Origin of the sequence: Rhizobium sp. RAF36 (genome assembly GCF_052114105.1) — a bacterium.
Taxonomy (GTDB): Bacteria; Pseudomonadota; Alphaproteobacteria; order Rhizobiales; family Rhizobiaceae; genus Rhizobium.
Window position 1 is genome coordinate 182,594 of the sequence record NZ_JBFREC010000006.1, and the last position, 19,547, is coordinate 202,140.

Genomic DNA, 19,547 nt, shown 5'->3' on the forward strand with positions numbered 1-19,547 from the left:
ACGGGAATCAAAGGATTCTCAAAAAATCTGTTTAGGGACTGGTCAAGGCCGTTTATCGCATGTATAAGCGCGCAAAATTTCCGAAATCGCGACATGTCGTTTCGGCCGCCAGTCTGGCCGGAAATGTGTTGCCCGTGAAGTGGAGTACGAGAAATGGCTGTACCGAAGAGAAAAACGAGCCCGTCCAAGCGCGGTATGCGCCGTTCTGCAGACGCACTGAAGGCTTCGACCTACGTTGAAGACAAGAACTCCGGCGAGCTGCGCCGTCCGCACCATATCGATCTGAAGACCGGTATGTATCGCGGCCGTCAGGTTCTGACGCCGAAGGAAAGCGCGTAAGCTTTCCTGTTTCTGGTTTTCCAGATTGAAAGACCGGCTTTCAGCCGGTCTTTTTGCGTTTGCGCACCACGATATTCGCAATTGTCTTGAAGTGAGACGGCGATCTACGGCAGTATTCCCTGAATAGAGGGAGAACAGACCGAGATGCTTGGTGCAATGCCGCTGATGATCATTCCATTTATTCTTTACAACATGGCAATGCTCGGCCTGATGGGAAGCGGCGGTATTCCCGCGCTTCAGCACGACATCATCGTTTTGTCGATGATCTCAGGCGCGATCTGGAGCATGTCTCTCGGCGATCTCTTCATCGTCATCGCGCTCGTGGTGCTATTCTTCGAGATATTGAAGGCGACGCGCAACGGCTCCGGCAGCCTGATCAATCACATGCTGTCGATGCTTGTCTTCATCGCCTTCCTGGTCGAGTTTCTGCTCGTCCAGGATGCGGCGACCCAGGTGTTCTTCATCTTGATGACGATTGCGCTGATCGATGTGATCGGCGGCTTTGCCGTCTCGATCCGCACCGCGGGGCGAGACGTCTCGATCGGGCTTTAGAGCGTTTCCTCGAAACGCCCGGAGATCAGAGATTGTCCAGCTTGTTCTGAAGCGCCCTCAGCTGTTCCTTCAGCTCGTCGATGTCCTTGGCTTCAGCCTTCTTGGTCTCCTTGGCAGGAGGGGTCATGAAGGGCGAAAACATCTGCATCGCCTGCTGGAACATCTCGGTGTTGCGGCGCACCTGCTCCTCGACCATCTGCATCGGAAGTTGCAGGTTCTTGCCGATCGGCGTTTCGCCGAAGGCGCGGGTCACCTGCTCGCGCATCTGCGATTGCTGCTCGGTGAAGGCCTTCATGGAGTGTTCGAGAAAGCTCGGAACGACCATCTGCATCTGATCACCATAATAGGTGATCAGCTGTCGAAGGAAGGAAATCGGCAGCAGCGTGTTGCCGGTCTTCGATTCCTGCTCGAAAATAATCTGGGTCAATACCGAGTGGGTGATGTCATCGCCAGACTTGGCATCCTGGACCGTGAAGTCCTCGCCCTTCTTCACCATCTCCGCCAGGTCTTCCAGCGTCACATAGGTGCTGGTGCCTGTATTATAGAGTCGGCGATTGGCGTATTTCTTGATGACTATCTGACCCTCATTCTTCGCCATATCAGTCTCCTGAACCCCGTCTGATGATGTGGAAATTCCTCCAATATCGAATGTAGACGCAAAAGAACGCCGGTGACAATCTCTTTGTGCGATGCGGCAACCCCTTTTATTCCCGTCATATTTCGCGTCTTCGTAAGTGCGGGCTAAAATTGCCATATGACGGTCTTGGCGTTTGACTCGGGCTAAAAGCTTTGCCAGTTTCGACCTATATAAAGTGCTGAAACGCGAGGAGGCTTTCCATGAGCAACACGTCCATCGTCATCGCCAGCGCAGCCCGCACAGCGGTCGGCTCTTTCAACGGCGCCTTTGCCACAGTCCCTGCACACGAACTCGGAGCAACGGCCATCAAGGGTGCGCTCGAGCGCGCCGGCGTCGATGCCGCAGAGGTGGACGAGGTCATTCTCGGCCAGGTCCTGCAGGCTGGTGAGGGTCAGAACCCGGCGCGTCAGGCAGCGATGAAGGCGGGTGTTCCCAAGGAAGCGACGGCCTGGAGTGTCAATCAGCTGTGCGGTTCCGGATTGCGCGCTGTTGCGCTCGGCATGCAGCAGATCGCAACCGGAGATGCAAAGATCATTGTCGCCGGCGGCCAGGAATCGATGTCGATGGCGCCGCATGCTGCGCATCTTCGCGGCGGCACCAAGATGGGCGACATGAAGATGATCGATACGATGATCAAGGACGGCCTCACCGACGCCTTCTACGGCTATCACATGGGGATCACGGCGGAAAACATCGCCCGCCAGTGGCAGCTTTCGCGCGACGAGCAGGACCAGTTCGCGGTTTCCTCGCAGAACAAGGCGGAGGCCGCGCAGAAGGCCGGCCGCTTCAAGGATGAGATTGTTCCTTTCGTCATCCAGGGCCGTAAGGGTGACGTGACCGTCGATGCCGACGAGTATATCCGCCACGGTGCGACGATCGAGGCGATGACCAAGCTTCGCCCGGCTTTCGACAAGGACGGTACGGTGACTGCCGCCAATGCGTCCGGTCTCAACGATGGTGCTGCCGCAACTGTTCTGATGACCGAAGCGGAGGCTGCGCGCCGCGGTATCCAGCCGCTCGTGCGCATCGTTTCCTGGGCAACCGCGGGTGTCGACCCGCAGGTCATGGGCACAGGCCCTATCCCGGCATCGCGCAAGGCGCTTGAGAAAGCAGGCTGGTCGGTCGGCGATCTCGATCTGGTGGAGGCCAACGAGGCCTTCGCGGCGCAGGCCTGTGCTGTCAACCGCGATCTCGGCTGGGATCCGGCGATCGTCAACGTCAACGGCGGCGCGATCGCCATCGGCCATCCGATCGGTGCTTCAGGTGCCCGCGTTCTGAATACGCTGGTTTTCGAAATGAAGCGCCGCGGCGCGAAGAAGGGATTGGCAACACTCTGCATCGGCGGCGGCATGGGCGTCGCGATGTGCCTCGAAGCACTTTAAATAGCATGCGATCCATGCCTTAATGGCGGGATCGAAGGCGATAACAAGGGGAGCGAAACATGAGCAGAGTGGCTTTGGTCACCGGTGGCACACGTGGCATCGGTGCAGCAATTTCGGTGGCGCTCAAGAACGCCGGTTACAAGGTGGCGGCGAACTACGCTGGCAACGAAGAGAAGGCCAAGGCCTTTCATGACCTAACCGGCGTCCCGGTCTTCAAGTGGGACGTTTCCGACTATGCCGCTTGCGGCGAGGGCATCGCCAAGGTGGAGGCCGAGCTCGGCCCCATCGACGTTCTGATCAACAACGCCGGTATCACCCGCGACGCGATGTTTCACAAGATGACCCCGCAGCAGTGGCATGAGGTCGTCAACACCAACCTCACCGGCCTCTTTAACATGACCCATCAGATCTGGGGCGGCATGCGTGACCGCAGCTTCGGCCGTATCGTCAATATCTCGTCGATCAATGGCCAGAAAGGCCAGATGGGACAGGTCAACTATTCAGCTGCCAAGGCCGGCGATCTCGGCTTCACCAAGGCGCTGGCGCAAGAGGGTGCGGCGAAGAACATCACGGTCAACGCCGTCTGCCCCGGTTATATCGGCACGGAGATGGTTCTTGCGGTTCCGGAAAAGGTGCTGAACGAGCGGATCATCCCGCAGATCCCGGTTGGCCGTCTTGGCGAACCTGAAGAGATCGCGCGCTGTGTGGTGTTCCTGGCCTCGGATGACGCTGGGTTCATCACCGGCTCGACGCTCACGGCGAATGGCGGTCAGTTTTTCGTCTGATACGGCCTGAGGTCCCGGGAGTTTACTCACAGAGATCCAGCGCAAACGGTTGAAACAAAAACGGGCGCCAAGGCGCCCGTTTTCAAAAGATCAGTCTATTGTTAGCAGCGAACGCGGCGCGTTGAGCCGTTCGAGTAGGCTACGTAGCAACCGTAGCGGTCACGATAGACGCGCTGGCCCGAATAGCGGCCATTGCGCTGATCGACCGAGTTACCGACTGCAGCGCCAACCAGGCCGCCTGCAACGGCGCCGACGGCTGCGCCGCCCCAGCTGTTGGAAACCGCACCGCCAATAAGGGCGCCAGAGCCAGCGCCGATTGCGGTGCCCTGCTCAGTTGCCGTGCACGATGCAAGCGCACCCACGAGTGCTGCAACGAGAACAATCTTCTTCATCATGACTTACAACTCCCCAGTTACATGGCCTTTAGATGCGGCCCATCAGGACAAGGATAATGATAATGACGAGAACTAGCCCCAAACCGCCAGAAGGTCCATAGCCCCAAGCGCGGCTGTAACCCCAATTCGGCAGAGCGCCGATCAAAAGCAGAATAAGGATAATAAGAAGTATCGTACTGAGCATGTTTTCTGTCCTTCAACTCACCGCGAGTTACGAATGGACAATAAACACGGTAGCCGGGTTTTTGTTCCCGGCTAAACTTATGTGCGTGCAATTTCAGGATGGAGTTTTCTTGATGGTGCCGGAACTTATATTCTACGGGACGGTATAAACGCGTCAGGCTCAAAAAGGTTCCGCTGTTCCGCAGAAAATTTTAACGAAACATCAAACTCAGGGCGGAAAGTGTTAATGGCGCCCGATTTTCAATGCTGATCCTGCAATCGAGGAGGCTGCATATAGCGCCCGTTCGCGCAGTTCATCAATATGCAGTGGCGAACAAAAGCGGAATTTGCGGCTGTCGGCGATTCGTCTGTGATTCGTTCCGGCTTTGACCCGAAGGTTAATTCTGTGGTTTTCGGGGTTTTCCGTCTTTGCGGTTGACGCTGGATGAAAAGAGGCCGTCCAAGGCCGCCTGCTGCAAATTGCCGGATTCCGGTGATTCAGCATCTAGTGGGAAAAGCTGATTCAAAACCAATACTTAGCCGTGAACAAAAGCTGAATCACCGCGAGTCTGCGATTCGTCGCTGATTCGTTCTCAAGCTGTTCCGAATCTCAAAACAGAGGCTTAGCGCCGCTTGTTGAATCAAATTAGCAGCGCATTCGCATCATCCGGCTCTTGCGTTTGCCGGTTGCCCTGTCCATGTGTTGTCTGCTGAATTGACCCCGGGGCTCCCCGCCTCACTTGCATGGACCATGACACTGAATTCGCAGCCGATGATACTGAGTGGGCGCGGTGTGACCGCGGTGCTCGGGCCGACCAATACCGGCAAGACGCATTATGCCATCGAGCGCATGGTCGCGCATGGCACCGGCGTGATCGGGCTGCCGCTGCGCCTTCTGGCGCGCGAGGTCTATAGCCGGGTCGTCGAGAAGGTCGGTGTGCACAATGTCGCGCTGGTCACGGGCGAGGAAAAGATTTCTCCGCCCAATGCGCGCTTCTCGGTCTGCACTGTCGAGGCGATGCCGCGCGAAACCAAGGCGGCCTTCGTCGCGATCGACGAAGTGCAGCTCGCTGGAGATCTTGAGCGCGGGCACATCTTCACCGATCGCATCCTGCATCTGCGTGGCCGCGACGAGACGCTACTGCTCGGCGCCGGCACGATGCGCCCCATTCTCCAGCAGCTGCTGCCTGGTATTACCGTCATCGAGAGGCCGAGACTGTCGCAGCTGCTCTATGCCGGGCAGAAGAAGATTACCCGGCTGCCGCAGCGCTCGGCGATCGTCGCCTTCTCGGCTGACGAAGTTTACGCCATCGCCGAGCTGATCCGGCGCCAACGCGGCGGCGCGGCCGTCGTTCTTGGCGCGCTCAGCCCGCGGACGCGCAATGCGCAAGTGGCGCTCTATCAGGCGGGCGATGTCGAATATCTGGTCGCCACCGATGCGATCGGCATGGGGCTCAATCTCGACGTCGATCATGTCGCCTTCGCGCAAGATCGGAAATTCGACGGCTACCAGTTCCGCAATCTCAATCCCGCAGAACTTGGCCAGATCGCCGGGCGTGCCGGCCGCCATGTTCGCGATGGCACCTTCGGCGTCACCGGGCAGGTCGCACCTTTTGATGATGAACTGGTGCAGCGGATCGAGGCGCACGAGTTCGACAACGTCAAGGTTCTGCAGTGGCGGACCAAGGAATTCGACTTCGCCTCGATACAATCGCTGCGCGCAAGCCTGGAAAAGCCGCCGAGCGTCCAGGGGCTGACGCGATCCCTGCCTTCGGTCGATCAGCAGGCGCTGGAACATCTTTCACGATATCCGGAAATTATTGATCTTGCGACCAAGCCGGAAAGGGTTGAAAAGCTCTGGGAAGCTTGTGCACTGCCCGACTACCGGCGTATTGCACCGGCCCAGCATGCCGATCTGATCTCGACCCTCTTTTCTGATCTCGTCCGCCGTGGCACGGTGAACGAAGATTTCCTCGCGGAGCAGGTGCATCGTGCGGACCGGACGGACGGTGAAATCGACACGCTTTCGGCGCGAATCGCGCAGATAAGAACCTGGACCTATGTGTCGAACCGGCCCGGTTGGCTTGCCGATCCGACACACTGGCAGGAAAAGACGCGGGAAATCGAAGATCGATTGTCCGATGCGTTACATGAAAGGTTGACGAAACGCTTTGTTGATCGCAGGACATCTGTGCTCATGAAGCGCCTGAGAGAGAATGCGATGCTGGAAGCTGAAATCAGTGTGAATGGTGATGTCTTCGTGGAGGGACATCATGTGGGTCAGTTGAGCGGTTTCCGCTTCACGCCCATCGGTGGAACGGATGGACCGGACGCCAAGGCCGTACAGGCTGCTTCACAAAAGGCGCTTGCTCTGGAATTCGAAGCGCGCGCTGCGCGCATGCATGCTGCCGGCAATGGCGATCTGGCGATCAGCGCCGATGGCCTAGTGCGCTGGCTCGGCGATCCCGTGGCGCGGCTTTCGGGCAGCGACCACATCATGCGGCCGCGGGTGATCCTGCTTGCCGACGAGCAGTTGACCGGAAATGCGCGCGATCATGTCGCAGCCCGCGTCGAGCGCTTCGTCAATCATCACATCAGCACGGTGCTGAAGCCGCTCGACGATCTGTCGCGCGCTGAAGACCTGCAGGGCCTGGCAAAGGGTCTGGCGTTCCAGCTCGTCGAGAATCTCGGCGTACTGTTCCGCCGCGACGTCGCCGACGACGTCAAGTCGCTGGATCAGGATGGCCGTGCCTCAATGCGCCGCTACGGCGTGCGGTTTGGCGCTTACCACATCTTCGTTCCGGCACTTCTGAAGCCGGCGCCTGCCGAATTGATCACGCTCCTCTGGGCGCTGAAGAACGACGGCCTCGACAAGCCAGGTTACGGCGACCTCATTCCGGTTCTGGCCGCTGGCCGTACGTCTGTCGTCACTGATCCGAGCTTCGAGCGCACCTTCTACAAGCTCGCCGGTTTCCGGTTCCTCGGAAAGCGGGCTGTTCGTATCGATATTCTCGAGCGGCTTGCCGATATCATCCGTCCGCTGCTGCAGTGGAAGCCGGGTCAGGCAAACCGTCCCGAGGGTGCCTATGACGGCCGCCGCTTTACGACGACGACCGCAATGCTCTCCATCCTCGGCGCGACGCTTGAGGACATGGAAGAGATCCTCAAGGGTCTCGGTTACCGTGCGGATGCCGTGAAGGCCGAAGAGGCTGCCGCCCATCTTGCCACGCAAGATGCGTCGGCTGCACCGGCCGCGAGCGAGGCACCAGCCGAAGAAGCATCCGACAAGGCCGATCACGACGATGCGGATGGTGCTGAGGAAGTACCTGCAGAAGCGCCCGCAGAAGCACCCGCTGCCGAGGCTGCACCTGTTGCTGCCGAAGCGCCTGCTGAAGCTGCCGAAGTGACGGCCGAAAGCGGCGAACCGCAGGAGCCGAAGCCGGTTCTGCTGTGGCGCCTCGGCGGCCGCAACGACAACCAGCGCCCGGTGCGCAACCACGGCGAACGCCGCGGCGGCGAGCGCCAGCAGGGCAACCGCCGTCAGGGCGGCGCGACTGAAGGCGCTGAAGGCAACAACCGCGGCGAAGGTAATCGCGAAAGCCGCGATGGGAACCGCCAGCAGCGCGGCCGCGACGGCGGCAAGCCGCATCAGGGCCGTGGCGATCGCAACGAACAGCGTGGCGACCGTCAGGACCGTGGTGACCGGAAGGATCGCAACAACAACCGTGGCGGCGCCCAGCCGCTGCGCTTCGAGGCAAAGCCGCCGCGCAAGGAAAAGCCGATCGATCCGGATTCGCCCTTCGCCAAGCTCGCTGCCTTGAAGGAGCAGATGAAGAAGTAATCGATGGGCGGGGAGACACAGCCAGCAAGCGGTTCGCGCCAGCGCATCGACAAGTGGCTGTTCTTCACGCGCATGGTGAAATCCCGCTCCCTGGCGCAAAGCCATGTGCAATCAGGGCACGTTCGCATCAATGGCGAACGTGCCATCCAGCCCAGCCAGACAGTCAAGGCGGGCGATCGCGTCGAGCTGCAACTCGATCGCCGGGACGTCGTCCTCCTTGTCAAACTGCCGGGCGAGCGGCGGGGGCCTTTCGAAGAGGCGCAGCGCCTTTACGAGAACATCACGCCGCCTGAAGATGAGACGAAACGTCTCACCGCCTACGAGCAGGCGATCCGCGGCGCGGGGGCAGGACGGCCGACAAAGAAAGAGCGGCGGGCAATCGACAGGCTCCAGTCGGGCGAGGATTAGAAAACTCTGTCTGCGCCGCCGGTTTTTGAAGATGGATAATCCTTGAAATCAGGCTGTAAAGCCGATACGTCACAATCAACTCGCCGGACTGCGTTCTTGCCTCCCAAGCCAGTCAACGCTGCTCCTCCGGCACAGGGAAAGACGCGACGTTCCAGGTTCGTCTCCCCGCTCGCGTGAAATCCTGGAGTTCTTCATGACCTATGTCGTGACCGACAATTGCGTTCGCTGCAAATATACCGACTGCGTGGAAGTCTGCCCGGTCGATTGCTTCTATGAAGGCGAGAATTTCCTCGTCATCCATCCCGACGAATGCATCGACTGCGGCGTTTGCGAACCCGAATGTCCTGCCGAGGCGATCAAGCCGGATACCGAGCCGGGTCTCGACAAATGGCTCAAGATCAACGCTGAATATGCCAGCGTCTGGCCCAATATTACCGTCAAAAAGGACTCGATGCCCGAGGCCAAGGAAATGGACGGCGAGACCGGCAAATTCGAGAAGTACTTCTCCGAAAAGCCCGGCGCGGGCGATTGAGTTCAAGCTGCTGAAATCCGCCTGAAATCGGGTTCAGAAGGCGCTTAAACGTTTCAAGTGATGCTTCACTAATATGTGAGCCATGTGTTGCCCGCATGACTCACACGCACCAAATTATTGATTTCCTCATATTTTTGTGATAGGTTCTAGAGACTGACCCATTTGAGGCACGAGGCGTGCCCAAAACCATCACGAAAGCAAATTAAATCCGTACGCGGTTTCCGTGACATATCAACGAGTTGAGCTGTCCGATCGTTAATCGCGTGCACGAATTTCTTTGCTTATGTCTGGTGGGACCAGAGTGAAGTCACCCGACGGGAATTCTACCGTCTCATCCGGGCCTGACTGACCCGGCTCCGGCCGCCGCCGGAAGCGTAACAGGGAGTTTTTGATTAGTATGACGACCCAGCAGAAAAAACCTTCAGCAGCTCGCCACGGCTTCAAGACCGGTGAATCGATCGTGTACCCCGCTCATGGCGTCGGTACCATCACCGCTATCGAAGAGCAAGAAGTTGCCGGCATGAAGCTCGAACTTTTCGTTATCGATTTCGAAAAGGACAAGATGCGTCTGAAGGTTCCGGTCGCAAAGGCGATGAGCATCGGCATGCGCAAGCTGTCGGAAACCGACTTCGTTGAGCGCGCGCTCAAGGTTGTGCAGGGCAAGGCTCGTGTCAAGCGTACCATGTGGTCCCGCCGTGCGCAGGAGTATGATGCCAAGATCAATTCCGGCGACCTGATTTCCATCGCAGAAGTCGTGCGCGATCTCTATCGTGCCGAAAACCAGCCGGAGCAGTCCTATTCCGAGCGTCAGCTGTATGAAGCTGCCCTCGACCGTATGGCTCGCGAAATCGCTGCCGTGAACAAGATGTCGGAAACGGAAGCCGTCCGTCTCGTCGAGACCAACCTCAACAAGGGTCCGAAGCGCGGCAAGGCAATCGAAGAAGACGACTCCCAGGACGAAGCCGCATAATAGCACTTTGTTTTTCCTTGCAAAAAACCCGGCCTTCGAGCCGGGTTTTTTATTGGAACTTTTTCCGCGCTGACGCGTTTAAATCTCGTAAGTGCGGACAAAAAACCGGTGGAGCCCACCGTTCGTCCGCTGGTTTGAACGCTGGACGAGGAGTGGGTCATGGCTTCCACATTTTGCCGGAACGGCAACTTGAAGAATCAGATCCTGCCTGACCGTCTGACCGGTACTTGTTGAAGAGATAGGGCCTCCTCCTGAAAAGTCCAGGAGAGAGGCCTTTTGCATTCGAGAGCTGAATTTGATCCGGGCGGCGACGTTCTGGAAACCAACCTTCGTTGTTTTTTTGTTTGGGCGCGAGGCCTGATTTTAGGAGACCGATATGAGGAACATGTCTGCAGACCGGCGCATGATCAAAATTGCGATGGCGGCTCCCTATCTTGCCCGCGAGGAAGAGCATCAGCTGGCGATCCGCTGGAAGGACAATGACGACCGCGGCGCGCGCAACCAGATCGCCATGGCGCATATGCGTCTTGTCATCTCAATGGCCGGCAAGTTCCGCAATTTCGGCCTGCCGATGAGCGATCTCGTCCAGGAAGGGTATGTCGGTCTGCTTGAAGCTGCAGCGCGGTTCGAGCCCGAACGCGAAGTGCGGTTTTCGACCTATGCCAGCTGGTGGATCCGTGCCTCCATCCAGGATTATATCCTGCGAAACTGGTCGATCGTTCGCGGCGGCACAAGCTCGGCGCAGAAGGCGCTGTTCTTCAACCTTCGCCGGTTGCGCGCCAAGCTGGCGCGTGGCGACACCCAGCTGACCGTGCAGTCGATTCATCAGGAAATCGCTGCTGCGCTCGGCGTCAGCCTTGCGGACGTGCAGACGATGGATGCGCGGCTCTCGAGCAACGATGCGTCGTTGCAGGCGCCTTCGGTCTCCGGGGACGCCGACAGTGCCGAGAAGATGGATTTCCTCGTCAGCAACGAGCCGCTGCCGGACGAGCAGGTGACGAACATGATCGACGGCGAGCGCCGCCGCGTCTGGCTGGCCTCGGCGCTGACGCATCTCAACGAGCGCGAGATGAAGATCATCAGTGCACGGCGCCTGGCCGAAGACGGGGCGACTCTCGAAGAGCTCGGCGCCGATCTCGGAATTTCGAAGGAGCGGGTACGCCAGATCGAGAGCCGGGCGATGGAAAAGTTGCGCAGCGCGCTTGTCAGCGCCGATCCGCATATGGCCGCCTACGCCTGAAAGTAGTCTTTACTCCCAGAAGCACAGACTGGCCCGGTTCGCACCGGGCCTTTTTTATTCGGCGATGATTTTCACGCGGTCGCCGGGTGCAACGGACGCGCCCATCGGCAGGGCGTTGATCAGCTTGAAAAGGTCGAGCTTGCGATCGGTGCCCATCATCCGGGCCGCGAGCGTGGTAATGTTGTCGCCGGCACGTACCGTGACGACGCGGATGCGCAGCGGCTTCAGCGACGACATCTCGTCCGGCGTCATGCGGCGGAAGCTTGCTCTCAGCACGTCCGCCGTCTGCTGCAGCGCTGTGCTGCCCTTCGGTACGGCCGTCAGGAAACGGAAGATCTGCTGGTTGTTGCGGATGACGGTTACGTCGAAATCCCAGCGATCGGCGCTGGCGCGGGCGGTTGCGGCTTCCATGCCGTTGATTGTCGTCGGCTGGATCGTCGACGGGTCGAGGCCGGTCACCCAGCCGCTTGAGATGTAGTTCGTCAGGCTCTGGTTGTTGCTGTCGGCCACGCCGTCGAAGCGGATCGCGACATCGCCCGGGCCGGTCGCCATGACGGCTTCGACCTTGTTGTCGATGGTGAAATCGGGCGGTACGTCGAAGCGGATGCCGAGGCCGCCATGCAGGAAGGTCTGGCCGCGCACATAGCCCTCTTCCGGGCTGTCGCCGTAGAGCAGGCCGTCGATGCCATCGAGATAATAGTCACGGCCCTTATCGCCGACCTTGCCTTCCTGGCCGAAGGCGCGGGCGTGGTCACGCGCAAGCTCGATGCGCTGGGCCGAATTCGGGTGGCTCGACAGGAAGTCGAGGCTCTGGTCGGCGTCGGGATCGGCCGACATGAAGCGGCTGTAAGCGGCCATGCTGTCAAGGAAGCGTGCCGCCGAGTAGGGATCGTAGCCTGCCTCGCCCAGCATGCGCACGCCGATCACGTCGGCCTGCAGTTCCTGCTGGCGGGAGAAGGCGGCGAGACGCAGCTTGCCGCGGGCGAGCGCCTGCTTGCCGGCGATATCGCTCGACAGGACTTCGGCAACCACGCGACTGGCAATGACTTCCGCCTCTTCGCGCTTCTGGCGCTCGATGCCGTGGTTCGCGGTCACGTGGCCCATCTCATGCGATAGGACGGCAGCGACTTCGGAAGCGTCGTTGGCGAGCGCCAGCAGGCCGCGGGTCACATAGAGGTAGCCGCCCGGAAGCGCGAAGGCATTGATCGCCGGCGAATTCAGGATGGTGATGCGGTAGGACTGGCTCGGATTTTCGGAAACCGCCGTCAGGGCGCCGGCAATGCGGGCGACAAGCCGCTCGGTCTTGGCATCCTTGTATTCGCCGCCATAGCTGGCGACGATGCGCGGATGCTCCCGGGCACCCATCGCGGCGCGCGGGTCGTTCTTCTGGACCTCATCGACGATCTGCGGATTTGACGAGGGGGAAACCGTCGGCTGGTAGGACTGTTCGATGATTGACTGACAGCCGTTGAGAGCCATGGCAGCTGCCGTCAAAAGCAGCGCATGCCGTCCCCGTTGACGCAAAGCGGATAGCACGTTCCTGGAAGGCGCGGGTCTCGTCCACGTCGTCATGCTGTCCAGTCTGGCTCTCCGAATCATCTTGCTTTTCGGCCGGCTCGCCAAATGTTCGATCCGGCCACTTCCAACGGGGTTCAACAGGCGTCCATCCCGCTTCTCGCATTGCACAACGGGGGAACAGACGTCATTGCTGTAGCTGATTTCCGCATCGGTTGCATAGCGAGACTCTGCGTAATTATGGCGCCGTTGTAATTTAGCAAGCTTAGCGTGGTTAAGGAGTTCTTTCGCTCCGATGAAATTGTGGCGAAAGTGCCATCGCGGCGTGGATATTCGTCAGCCCTGCAGAAATTGCCGCAATGCGGGCGTGCTCTGATCAGCCAGATATTCGCTCAACGGCGCGGCGAGCGCAATCGCGCCATGGTCGATGAAAACGCCATATTGTGCAATGCGGCGAACCTCATCGGGGTCATGTGAAACGATGATGACGGTCGCTCCGGTCTCGCGCTGCATTGCCGTCAGAAGCTCCGCCATTCCGTTGCGCAGGCTGGGGTCGAGGGCGGCAAAGGGTTCGTCGAGAAGCAGGATCGGCCGCTTGCGGACGAGGGCGCGGGCAAAGGCGGCGCGCTGCCGTTCGCCGCCGGAAAGCGTTGCCGGAAGCCTTTTTTCGAAGCCAGTCAGGCCGACCTGAGCCAGCGCGGCCGAGATGCGGCTGCGGTCCGCCGGTGTGAGCTTCAGGGCCGGATTGATGCCCAGCCCGACATTGGTGAAGATATCGAGATGAGCGAAGAGATTGTTGTCCTGAAAGATAAGCGAGACGGGCCGCTCGGCCGGGTGACTGCCGGTAACATCATGTCCGGCGAGCAGAACGCGGCCGCTCTCCGGCGTCTCGAAACCCGCCAGCAGATTGAGGAAGGTCGATTTGCCGGCGCCCGATGGGCCTGTCACGGCAATGATCTGGCCGCGGGGCAGCGTGCAATCGAAATGGAAGGCGTGGCTGCCGAGCGTCAGGCGAACGTTCTGCATGGTGATATCAGCGGCCGTCATCGGCACCATGTCCTCGCACCTGGCCGGATGTTCCGGCGATCGTCAGCAATAGGCAAATGACGCCGAGGATCAGCGCAAGGCCATCGGCATCGTTGGTTCTGTAGCTTCCCATGCGGCTGTAGACCAGCCATGGAAGCGTGACAAAGCTATCGGATCCGAACATGGCGACAGCGCCGAGATCGCCGAGCGACAGCGCCATGGCGAAAGACAGGGCGGTCAGCAACGGCTTGCGCAGCCCCGGCCAGTCGATGAGCCGCAGCCGCGCCTGGCCGGTTATGCCGAGGCTTGCCGATAGGCGCGCGGTGCGCCGCTGATGGACGAGATAAGCCGGTTCGAGCACGCGCATGACGAAGGGCAGGGCCATCAGCATATTGATCAGGACCACAAGGACAGGCGCAAAAACAGAGGCGTCGCCGAATGGCCTGAGCGCCATGAACCAGCCGGTCGCAAGAACTACGGGAGGCGCCAGCAGCACCATTGACGAGGCTCCGCCTATCGCGGCGTAGAGGGCGCGGCTGCCGCGCTTGGAGCGCTTGTCTGCGCTGATGGTCTGGCGGGCGCGGATCAGGGCTGCTGACACGACAAGGGCCAATGTGGCGGCGGAAAGGGATATGCCGCAGCTCATCGCTGCGGCCTGCCAGAAGACCGGCTCGCCGACCAGCTTCGGGAGGTCGGCTCTCAGGCCGGCTACCAACACGGAGAGCAATGGCGAGATTAGAAAAGCCGTGGCGAGAGCGAGGAGCAGGCCATCTGACAGTTTTGCCATTGGCATTCTGCCATCGAAACGCATGGAGTGGCGTCCGGCGGTCAGCCCTTCGTCACGGCTGGCGGGGAGAAACGACATGGCGCCGAGGATGAGGCCGGTCAGGGCAATCTGCAGCAAGGACAGAGCTACCGCTCGGCCCGGGTCGAAATCAAAACGTAGCGACTGGTAGATCGCCACCTCGATCGTCGTTGCCGCCGGTCCGCCGCCAAGCGTCAGCACCAGCGTGAAGCTGGTGGCGCAGAGCATGAAGATCAGCCCTGAAATGCCAGGGATCAGGCCGCGGATCGCCGGCCATTCGATGAAGCGGAAGACGGCGCGCGGGCGCATGCCGAGATTGCTTGCCATCAGCCAGTATTCGGACGGCAGCCTCTCCAGGCCGGCGAGCATCAGCCGGCAGGCGAGCGGCAGGTTGAAGAAGACGTGGGCGAGCAAGATGCCGGTCAGTCCGTAGATGCTAACGGGTTCGGACAGGCCGAGCTTGAGCAACGCGGTATTGAGCAGGCCCTGCCGTCCCCAAATGCCAATGAGCCCGAGCGCGCCGATCAGAACGGGCAATCCCATCGGCACGGCCATCAGCCGGATGATCCAGATGCGGCCGGGAAAGTTCGGCTGGCGGGCAAGCGCCCGCGCGACGGGGAGCGCCAGGAGAACTGAGAGCAGCGTGGAGATAACCGCTTGCAGCAGCGTGAAGCGCAGGACGCGGAGAATGTAGGGATCCGAGATGATGCCGGCGAAGGTAGAACCTCCGCCGGAAGCAGCAAGCGAGATGGCGGCGATGCCGATGAAAAGCAGGATGGCGGCGAGACCGACCGCCCCGCCCGCCAGCGCATTTCGCCGTTCCGCCGCCGTCTGCAACATCAGTTGATGCTCATGGCCGTCAGCCACTCATCGATCCAGGCCTTGCGGTTTTTGGCGACATCATCCGGGCTCATCAGGAAGGTCTTGGACGGATTGACCAGCTTGCCGAAGGCATCCGGCAGCGGCGTCGATGTGACCGCAACAGGCATCATCCAGTTGTTGGTCGGAATGGTGTCCTGGAAGCCCGGTGTGACCATGAATTTCAGGAAGTCACGAGCGAGATCCTTGTCGGGAGCGTTTTTCAGCAGGCCGGCGACTTCGATCTGGATGTAGTGACCTTCGGAGAAGGCTGCGGCCTGGTAGCGGTCGGTGTTCTCGGCGACCATGTGATAGGCTGGTGAGGTCGTGTAGGACAATACCATCGGCGCCTCGCCCTTGGTGAACAGGCCATAGGCTTCAGACCAGCCGGGCGTCACCGTCAGGATGCGGTTCTTGAGCTTGGCCCAGGCTTCCGGCGCCTTGTCGCCATAGACGGACTTGACCCAGAGCACCAGGCCGAGGCCGGGAGTAGATGTGCGCGGATCCTCGATGACGAGTTTCTGCGAGGGGTCGCCGTCGACCAGTTCCTGCAGGCTCTTCGGCGGGTTCTGGATCGTCTGTGTGTCGTAGATGATGGCGAAGTGGCCGTAGTCATAGGGGACGAAGACATCGTCCTTGAACTCGCCGGGTACCTTGAGGGCGCTGGTATCGACGCCGCTTACGTCGAACAGGCCGGTGTCCTTGGCTTCGGTGATCAGGTTGGTATCGATGCCGAGAACGACGTCGGCCTTGGTCGAGGCGCCTTCGAGCTTCAGGCGGGAGAGAAGCGCCACGCCATCGGCGACGCTGACGAAATTGACTGTGCAGGCGCAGGTCTTTTCGAAGGCTTCCTTGACCTTGGGGCCGGGTCCCCATTCCGAGGTGAAGCTCTCGTAGGTGTAAACCGTCAGCGTCTTGTCGGCGGCCTGCGCCGGCGACAGAGTGACGGTTGCGGCAAGGAAAGCCGTGACGAATGATGCGATCAATGGTTTGCGGCCGGGCATGGCGCGCCTCCTCCTAAAAAGTTTTGTCATGGGGAAAAGGGCGGTGCCTGGTGTCACGCGTCTAATCCCTCCGCCGGTGTTAGCCGGATCAGGTTCCGCGGGTTGGCTTGAAAGCCTCTCAGCCAGATATCCTTGCGGATACAGGGCACCCCGTTAGAGCGTTGGCAGATGTATAGCGATGCAGGCCTTATGACAAGGGCGCAGCGCGCCCTTGCTTTTACTCGGCGGCTTCGGCCGCCGCGGCCGTGTTCTTGGTCTCGCCGTGGCGCGGCAACTGGACAGGCTTCAGCGAAAGCGCTGCAATCAATCCAATCAGAGCAAAGGCGCAGGAGGTCATGAAAAGCGGCGTGAAAGCGCTGGCATAGGCGTCGGCCACTGCCTGGCGGCTGGCTTCGGGGAGGGCTGCCATCATCTTCGGCGTCAGCTGCTCGATATCGGAAACGCCGGGGATAGAGATGCCGACCTTCGTCAGCTGTGAGCCGATAATGGCGCCGTAGATGGAGATGGCGATCGAGGCGCCGCCCATGCGCGACAGCGTGACGGAACCGGTGGCGGCGCCGACATCACGCGCCGGAGCGGCGTTCTGGACGCCGATCACAGGCACCTGTTGCGACAAGCCGATGCCGATGCCGTGCAGCATCATCAGCAACCCGATAATCGGCAGCGGCGTACCGGCATGGACCTGAGACAGCAGCGCGAAAGCGACGGCGCTGCAGGAGAGGCTGGCGATGGCGAAGGGCTTGTAGCGGCCGGTGCGCGAAATCATGCGCCCGGCAAAGAGCGAACCGCAGACCAGCCCGCCGGTCAGCATGACGAAGAGCAGGCCGGCATGCGAGGGCGACAGGCCCGTGGTCGTCTGCAGGAACAGCGCGAAGTAATTGGCCATGCCGATTGCGATGCCGCCGCCGGTGATCGACATGATCAGGAGAAGCGGGAAGGTCGGGTTGCGGAACAGCGACAGCGGGACGATCGGTTCGGCGGCGCGGCGCTCGACGAAGACCCAGGCGATGGCGCAAAGCGCGCCGATACCGATGATCCCCAGACTCTGCGGCGCCAGGATCGAGCCGAACAGCTCGCTGCCATCGGCCATCAGCACGATGCTCGTTGTCGTCATCGCCAGCAGCAGGGCGCCGGCATAATCGATCTTCGGGCGGCGGTGCGGCTTGCGATAGGGCAGCATCAGCGCGAGGCCGATCAAGACAATGAAACCGATCGGCACGTTGACGAGGAAGATCGAGCGCCAGCCGAAGAGATCGCTCATCATGCCGCCGAGAACGGGGCCGATGGCGCTCGATGCCATCAGCACGAGGCTGGAATAGCTCTGGTAGCGGGCGCGTTCGCGCGGCTCGAAGAGATCGGCATTGACGGCGAAGATCGATACCATGATGCCGCCGCCGCCGAGGCCCTGCAAAACGCGAGCGGCGATCAGCGTGTTCATCGAGACGGCGAGACCGCAAACGGCGGAGCCGACGGTGAAGATCGCGATCGCGGTCATCATCACGTATTTGCGGCCAAAGAGGTCACCGAGCTTGCCATAGACGGGCATGACTGCGCTCAGCGACAGCAGATAGGCGGAGCCGATCCAGCCGAAGCGTTCGAGGTGGCCGAATTCGCCGACGATGGTCGGCAGCGCCGTCGAGACGATCTGATTGTCCAGCGTTGCCATGAACATCGCGGTCATCAGAAACAGGAAGAGAATAAGCCTGCGGCGGGGATCCGTCACGAGCGGCTGGGAGGCAAGCTGCATATCCATGAAGACAGTTCCAATCTTGATCGCCAATTTATGTGACAAAAGCATATAAATGTCAATGACACCAGAATGACGCAGGCATATTTCCTTCGCGCAAGCCTTCTGTTATGCTCGGCGCATGAACGAGAAACCCGCCCGCATTCACGAGCTTGATCCGCTGTCACTGGAGAACGAAAGCGTTTCCAGCATCGGCCAGAGCATGACCCGGATGAAGCTGATGACAGGGCGCCGGCTGATCGGGCGTCTGGCAATCCAGAGCGTCGCGCCGGATCTCGAGCTCTCGCATCTCGATGTTCTTGACGCCGTGCGCCGTGCGCAGCCGGCCGATGAAGTGACGGTCGGGATGATTGCAGAAATGCTGCGGATCGATCCGTCTCGCGCCAGCCGCGTGGTGGCCGACATGGTCAGCCGCAACATTCTTCGCCGCGAAGCATCGCAAGCTGATGCGCGGCGCATCGTCGTGGTGATGACGCCGATCGGCCAGCGGCTGCTGTCGGAAATCCGGGCGCAGAAGCTGTCGTTGATCACAGAAATCCTCGACGGCTGGAGCGACACGGACGTCGATGCCTTCGCAGCACTCTATGAGCGCTTTATCGACGGTTATGAAAAAGCCTTCGAACGGCGCGATAAGGGCACGCCCGGTTAAGCCCCGCCCCTTTCCCTCGACCCCTGCTTTGCGCTATGGGCAATGCCCATGACCCAGACGACCTTCACGATCCTGCTCGGCGGCGAGCTGACGCCGACAGAGCGGCTGCGAAATGCGATTGCCGGCAGCCGCTTCATCGCGGCCGATGGCGGCATGCGGCATGCGGCAGAGCTCGGCGTCGTGCCGGAGCTCTGGGTGGGTGATTTCGATTCCACCGCACCGGATCTCGAAGGTGCGTTTCCGAGCGTGCCGAAGCAGCCCTATCCCGCGGCCAAAGCTTCGACGGATGGCGAGATCGCTGTTTCCGAAGCGATAGCCCGCGGCGCCAAACGGCTGATCCTTGCCGGTGCGCTGGCGGGTGAGCGGTCCGACCATGCGCTTCAGCACCTTCTCTATGCCGTCAGCCTCGCCGAACACGGTATCGACCTGTTGCTCACTTCGGGGCTGGAGGAAGCGGTTCCGCTTCTTTCAGGTTCCATCGAGCTCGACCTGCCGAAGAACAGCCTGTTCTCGGTTCCCGGTTTCAGCGAATTGCGTGGTCTCTTCATCGAAAACGCGCGCTATCCGCTCTCGGATTTCCATTTGCCGTTCGGCTCGTCGCGTACCATTTCCAATGTGGCAGAAGGCAAGGTTCGGTTCACGCTCGGCAGTGGCCGCGCGATCGTCCTTGCCCGCCCCTATGACCTTTCCGGAGTCTGAT

Annotated in this window: 19 protein-coding genes and 1 riboswitch; of the genes, 11 read left to right on the forward strand and 8 right to left on the reverse strand. The window is 60.4% G+C overall.

Annotation, left to right across the window (positions count from 1 at the left end; translation table 11 throughout):
- The first annotated feature begins 153 nt into the window (after positions 1 to 153).
- Positions 154 to 339 (forward strand): 50S ribosomal protein L32, encoded by a 186-nt coding sequence (gene rpmF, locus AB4Z25_RS21080; protein ID WP_006724402.1) that lies wholly within the window; start codon positions 154 to 156, stop codon positions 337 to 339.
- A gap of 144 nt (positions 340 to 483) precedes the next feature.
- The gene (locus tag AB4Z25_RS21085) at positions 484 to 891 is read left to right on the forward strand and encodes a hypothetical protein (protein ID WP_112385903.1); all 408 of its coding nucleotides are present in this window, start codon (positions 484 to 486) and stop codon (positions 889 to 891) included.
- 25 nt (positions 892 to 916) lie between these two features.
- Here the strand turns inward: AB4Z25_RS21085 and phaR are convergent, their stop codons facing one another.
- Positions 917 to 1,489, reverse strand: coding sequence for a polyhydroxyalkanoate synthesis repressor PhaR (phaR, locus tag AB4Z25_RS21090; RefSeq protein WP_112385902.1), 573 nt, complete (start codon positions 1,487 to 1,489; stop codon positions 917 to 919).
- A 239-nt stretch (positions 1,490 to 1,728) separates the two neighbouring features.
- On the opposite strand from phaR, the gene AB4Z25_RS21095 reads away from it, so the two are divergent.
- Together AB4Z25_RS21095 and AB4Z25_RS21100 are read left to right on the forward strand one after the other, a co-directional pair.
- Positions 1,729 to 2,910 carry an acetyl-CoA C-acetyltransferase gene (locus tag AB4Z25_RS21095; protein WP_112540427.1) on the forward strand — a complete coding sequence of 394 codons (1,182 nt, stop codon included), beginning with the start codon at positions 1,729 to 1,731 and terminating at the stop codon, positions 2,908 to 2,910.
- Positions 2,911 to 2,969: 59 nt separating this feature from the next.
- Positions 2,970 to 3,695, forward strand: coding sequence for a beta-ketoacyl-ACP reductase (locus AB4Z25_RS21100; protein ID WP_442208921.1), 726 nt, complete (start codon positions 2,970 to 2,972; stop codon positions 3,693 to 3,695).
- Between the two features lie 101 nt (positions 3,696 to 3,796).
- Here AB4Z25_RS21100 and AB4Z25_RS21105 read toward each other — a convergent pair whose 3' ends face one another.
- Both AB4Z25_RS21105 and AB4Z25_RS21110 read right to left on the reverse strand, forming a co-directional pair.
- The gene (locus AB4Z25_RS21105) at positions 3,797 to 4,090 is read right to left on the reverse strand and encodes a YMGG-like glycine zipper-containing protein (protein WP_112540429.1); all 294 of its coding nucleotides are present in this window, start codon (positions 4,088 to 4,090) and stop codon (positions 3,797 to 3,799) included.
- A 28-nt stretch (positions 4,091 to 4,118) separates the two neighbouring features.
- Positions 4,119 to 4,274, reverse strand: coding sequence for a DUF3309 family protein (locus tag AB4Z25_RS21110; RefSeq protein ID WP_112385898.1), 156 nt, complete (start codon positions 4,272 to 4,274; stop codon positions 4,119 to 4,121).
- A gap of 729 nt (positions 4,275 to 5,003) precedes the next feature.
- On the opposite strand from AB4Z25_RS21110, the gene AB4Z25_RS21115 reads away from it, so the two are divergent.
- From AB4Z25_RS21115 to AB4Z25_RS21135, 5 genes are all read left to right on the forward strand, one after another.
- Entirely contained in the window at positions 5,004 to 8,093 is a 3,090-nt protein-coding gene (locus tag AB4Z25_RS21115; RefSeq protein ID WP_112540430.1) for a helicase-related protein, read from the forward strand.
- Between the two features lie 3 nt (positions 8,094 to 8,096).
- Positions 8,097 to 8,501: an RNA-binding S4 domain-containing protein gene (locus tag AB4Z25_RS21120; RefSeq protein ID WP_112540431.1), complete on the forward strand. Its 405-nt coding sequence runs from the start codon at positions 8,097 to 8,099 to the stop codon at positions 8,499 to 8,501.
- A 193-nt stretch (positions 8,502 to 8,694) separates the two neighbouring features.
- Entirely contained in the window at positions 8,695 to 9,033 is a 339-nt protein-coding gene (fdxA, locus tag AB4Z25_RS21125; protein ID WP_112517827.1) for a ferredoxin FdxA, read from the forward strand.
- A gap of 397 nt (positions 9,034 to 9,430) precedes the next feature.
- Positions 9,431 to 10,003, forward strand: a complete 573-nt coding sequence (locus AB4Z25_RS21130) for a CarD family transcriptional regulator (RefSeq protein ID WP_112385894.1) — start codon at positions 9,431 to 9,433, stop codon at positions 10,001 to 10,003.
- 376 nt (positions 10,004 to 10,379) lie between these two features.
- Positions 10,380 to 11,243 (forward strand): RNA polymerase factor sigma-32, encoded by an 864-nt coding sequence (locus tag AB4Z25_RS21135; RefSeq protein WP_112385893.1) that lies wholly within the window; start codon positions 10,380 to 10,382, stop codon positions 11,241 to 11,243.
- Positions 11,244 to 11,297: 54 nt separating this feature from the next.
- Here the strand turns inward: AB4Z25_RS21135 and AB4Z25_RS21140 are convergent, their stop codons facing one another.
- From AB4Z25_RS21140 to AB4Z25_RS21160, 5 genes are all read right to left on the reverse strand, one after another.
- Complete coding sequence (locus AB4Z25_RS21140) at positions 11,298 to 12,842, reverse strand: M48 family metalloprotease (protein ID WP_112386067.1); 1,545 nt, start codon at positions 12,840 to 12,842, stop codon at positions 11,298 to 11,300.
- A gap of 252 nt (positions 12,843 to 13,094) precedes the next feature.
- On the reverse strand, positions 13,095 to 13,805 hold the full coding sequence (locus tag AB4Z25_RS21145) for an ATP-binding cassette domain-containing protein (RefSeq protein WP_112385892.1): 711 nt from the start codon (positions 13,803 to 13,805) through the stop codon (positions 13,095 to 13,097).
- Complete coding sequence (thiP, locus tag AB4Z25_RS21150) at positions 13,792 to 15,429, reverse strand: thiamine/thiamine pyrophosphate ABC transporter permease ThiP (RefSeq protein ID WP_112540432.1); 1,638 nt, start codon at positions 15,427 to 15,429, stop codon at positions 13,792 to 13,794. The genes AB4Z25_RS21145 and thiP overlap by 14 nt, the downstream gene beginning before the upstream one ends.
- Entirely contained in the window at positions 15,429 to 16,451 is a 1,023-nt protein-coding gene (gene thiB / locus AB4Z25_RS21155) for a thiamine ABC transporter substrate binding subunit (protein WP_112540433.1), read from the reverse strand. Before thiB ends, thiP begins: the two co-directional genes overlap by 1 nt.
- Positions 16,452 to 16,499: 48 nt before the next feature.
- Positions 16,500 to 16,614: riboswitch (TPP riboswitch) on the reverse strand.
- A 54-nt stretch (positions 16,615 to 16,668) separates the two neighbouring features.
- Entirely contained in the window at positions 16,669 to 18,204 is a 1,536-nt protein-coding gene (locus AB4Z25_RS21160) for an MDR family MFS transporter (protein ID WP_112540504.1), read from the reverse strand.
- Between the two features lie 115 nt (positions 18,205 to 18,319).
- Here AB4Z25_RS21160 and AB4Z25_RS21165 point away from each other — a divergent pair, with 115 nt between their 5' ends.
- Entirely contained in the window at positions 18,320 to 18,847 is a 528-nt protein-coding gene (locus tag AB4Z25_RS21165; RefSeq protein WP_112385889.1) for a MarR family winged helix-turn-helix transcriptional regulator, read from the forward strand.
- 42 nt (positions 18,848 to 18,889) lie between these two features.
- Positions 18,890 to 19,546, forward strand: a complete 657-nt coding sequence (locus AB4Z25_RS21170) for a thiamine diphosphokinase (RefSeq protein ID WP_442208924.1) — start codon at positions 18,890 to 18,892, stop codon at positions 19,544 to 19,546.
- Position 19,547: the final 1 nt, after the last annotated feature.

What these genes read in the sequence shown, in the direction of transcription:
- thiB (WP_112540433.1), bottom strand. Translation starts at nt 16,451, where the DNA reads ATGCCCGGCCGCAAACCATTGATCGCATCATTCGTCACGGCTTTCCTT.
- AB4Z25_RS21130 (WP_112385894.1), top strand. Translation starts at nt 9,431, where the DNA reads ATGACGACCCAGCAGAAAAAACCTTCAGCAGCTCGCCACGGCTTCAAG.
- AB4Z25_RS21135 (WP_112385893.1), top strand. Translation starts at nt 10,380, where the DNA reads ATGAGGAACATGTCTGCAGACCGGCGCATGATCAAAATTGCGATGGCG.
- AB4Z25_RS21105 (WP_112540429.1), bottom strand. Translation starts at nt 4,090, where the DNA reads ATGATGAAGAAGATTGTTCTCGTTGCAGCACTCGTGGGTGCGCTTGCA.
- AB4Z25_RS21095 (WP_112540427.1), top strand. Translation starts at nt 1,729, where the DNA reads ATGAGCAACACGTCCATCGTCATCGCCAGCGCAGCCCGCACAGCGGTC.
- AB4Z25_RS21100 (WP_442208921.1), top strand. Translation starts at nt 2,970, where the DNA reads ATGAGCAGAGTGGCTTTGGTCACCGGTGGCACACGTGGCATCGGTGCA.
- thiP (WP_112540432.1), bottom strand. Translation starts at nt 15,429, where the DNA reads ATGTTGCAGACGGCGGCGGAACGGCGAAATGCGCTGGCGGGCGGGGCG.
- AB4Z25_RS21120 (WP_112540431.1), top strand. Translation starts at nt 8,097, where the DNA reads ATGGGCGGGGAGACACAGCCAGCAAGCGGTTCGCGCCAGCGCATCGAC.
- fdxA (WP_112517827.1), top strand. Translation starts at nt 8,695, where the DNA reads ATGACCTATGTCGTGACCGACAATTGCGTTCGCTGCAAATATACCGAC.
- AB4Z25_RS21170 (WP_442208924.1), top strand. Translation starts at nt 18,890, where the DNA reads ATGCCCATGACCCAGACGACCTTCACGATCCTGCTCGGCGGCGAGCTG.
- AB4Z25_RS21140 (WP_112386067.1), bottom strand. Translation starts at nt 12,842, where the DNA reads ATGATTCGGAGAGCCAGACTGGACAGCATGACGACGTGGACGAGACCC.
- AB4Z25_RS21145 (WP_112385892.1), bottom strand. Translation starts at nt 13,805, where the DNA reads ATGACGGCCGCTGATATCACCATGCAGAACGTTCGCCTGACGCTCGGC.
- AB4Z25_RS21160 (WP_112540504.1), bottom strand. Translation starts at nt 18,204, where the DNA reads ATGGATATGCAGCTTGCCTCCCAGCCGCTCGTGACGGATCCCCGCCGC.
- AB4Z25_RS21110 (WP_112385898.1), bottom strand. Translation starts at nt 4,274, where the DNA reads ATGCTCAGTACGATACTTCTTATTATCCTTATTCTGCTTTTGATCGGC.
- AB4Z25_RS21085 (WP_112385903.1), top strand. Translation starts at nt 484, where the DNA reads ATGCTTGGTGCAATGCCGCTGATGATCATTCCATTTATTCTTTACAAC.
- AB4Z25_RS21115 (WP_112540430.1), top strand. Translation starts at nt 5,004, where the DNA reads ATGACACTGAATTCGCAGCCGATGATACTGAGTGGGCGCGGTGTGACC.
- AB4Z25_RS21165 (WP_112385889.1), top strand. Translation starts at nt 18,320, where the DNA reads ATGAACGAGAAACCCGCCCGCATTCACGAGCTTGATCCGCTGTCACTG.
- phaR (WP_112385902.1), bottom strand. Translation starts at nt 1,489, where the DNA reads ATGGCGAAGAATGAGGGTCAGATAGTCATCAAGAAATACGCCAATCGC.
- rpmF (WP_006724402.1), top strand. Translation starts at nt 154, where the DNA reads ATGGCTGTACCGAAGAGAAAAACGAGCCCGTCCAAGCGCGGTATGCGC.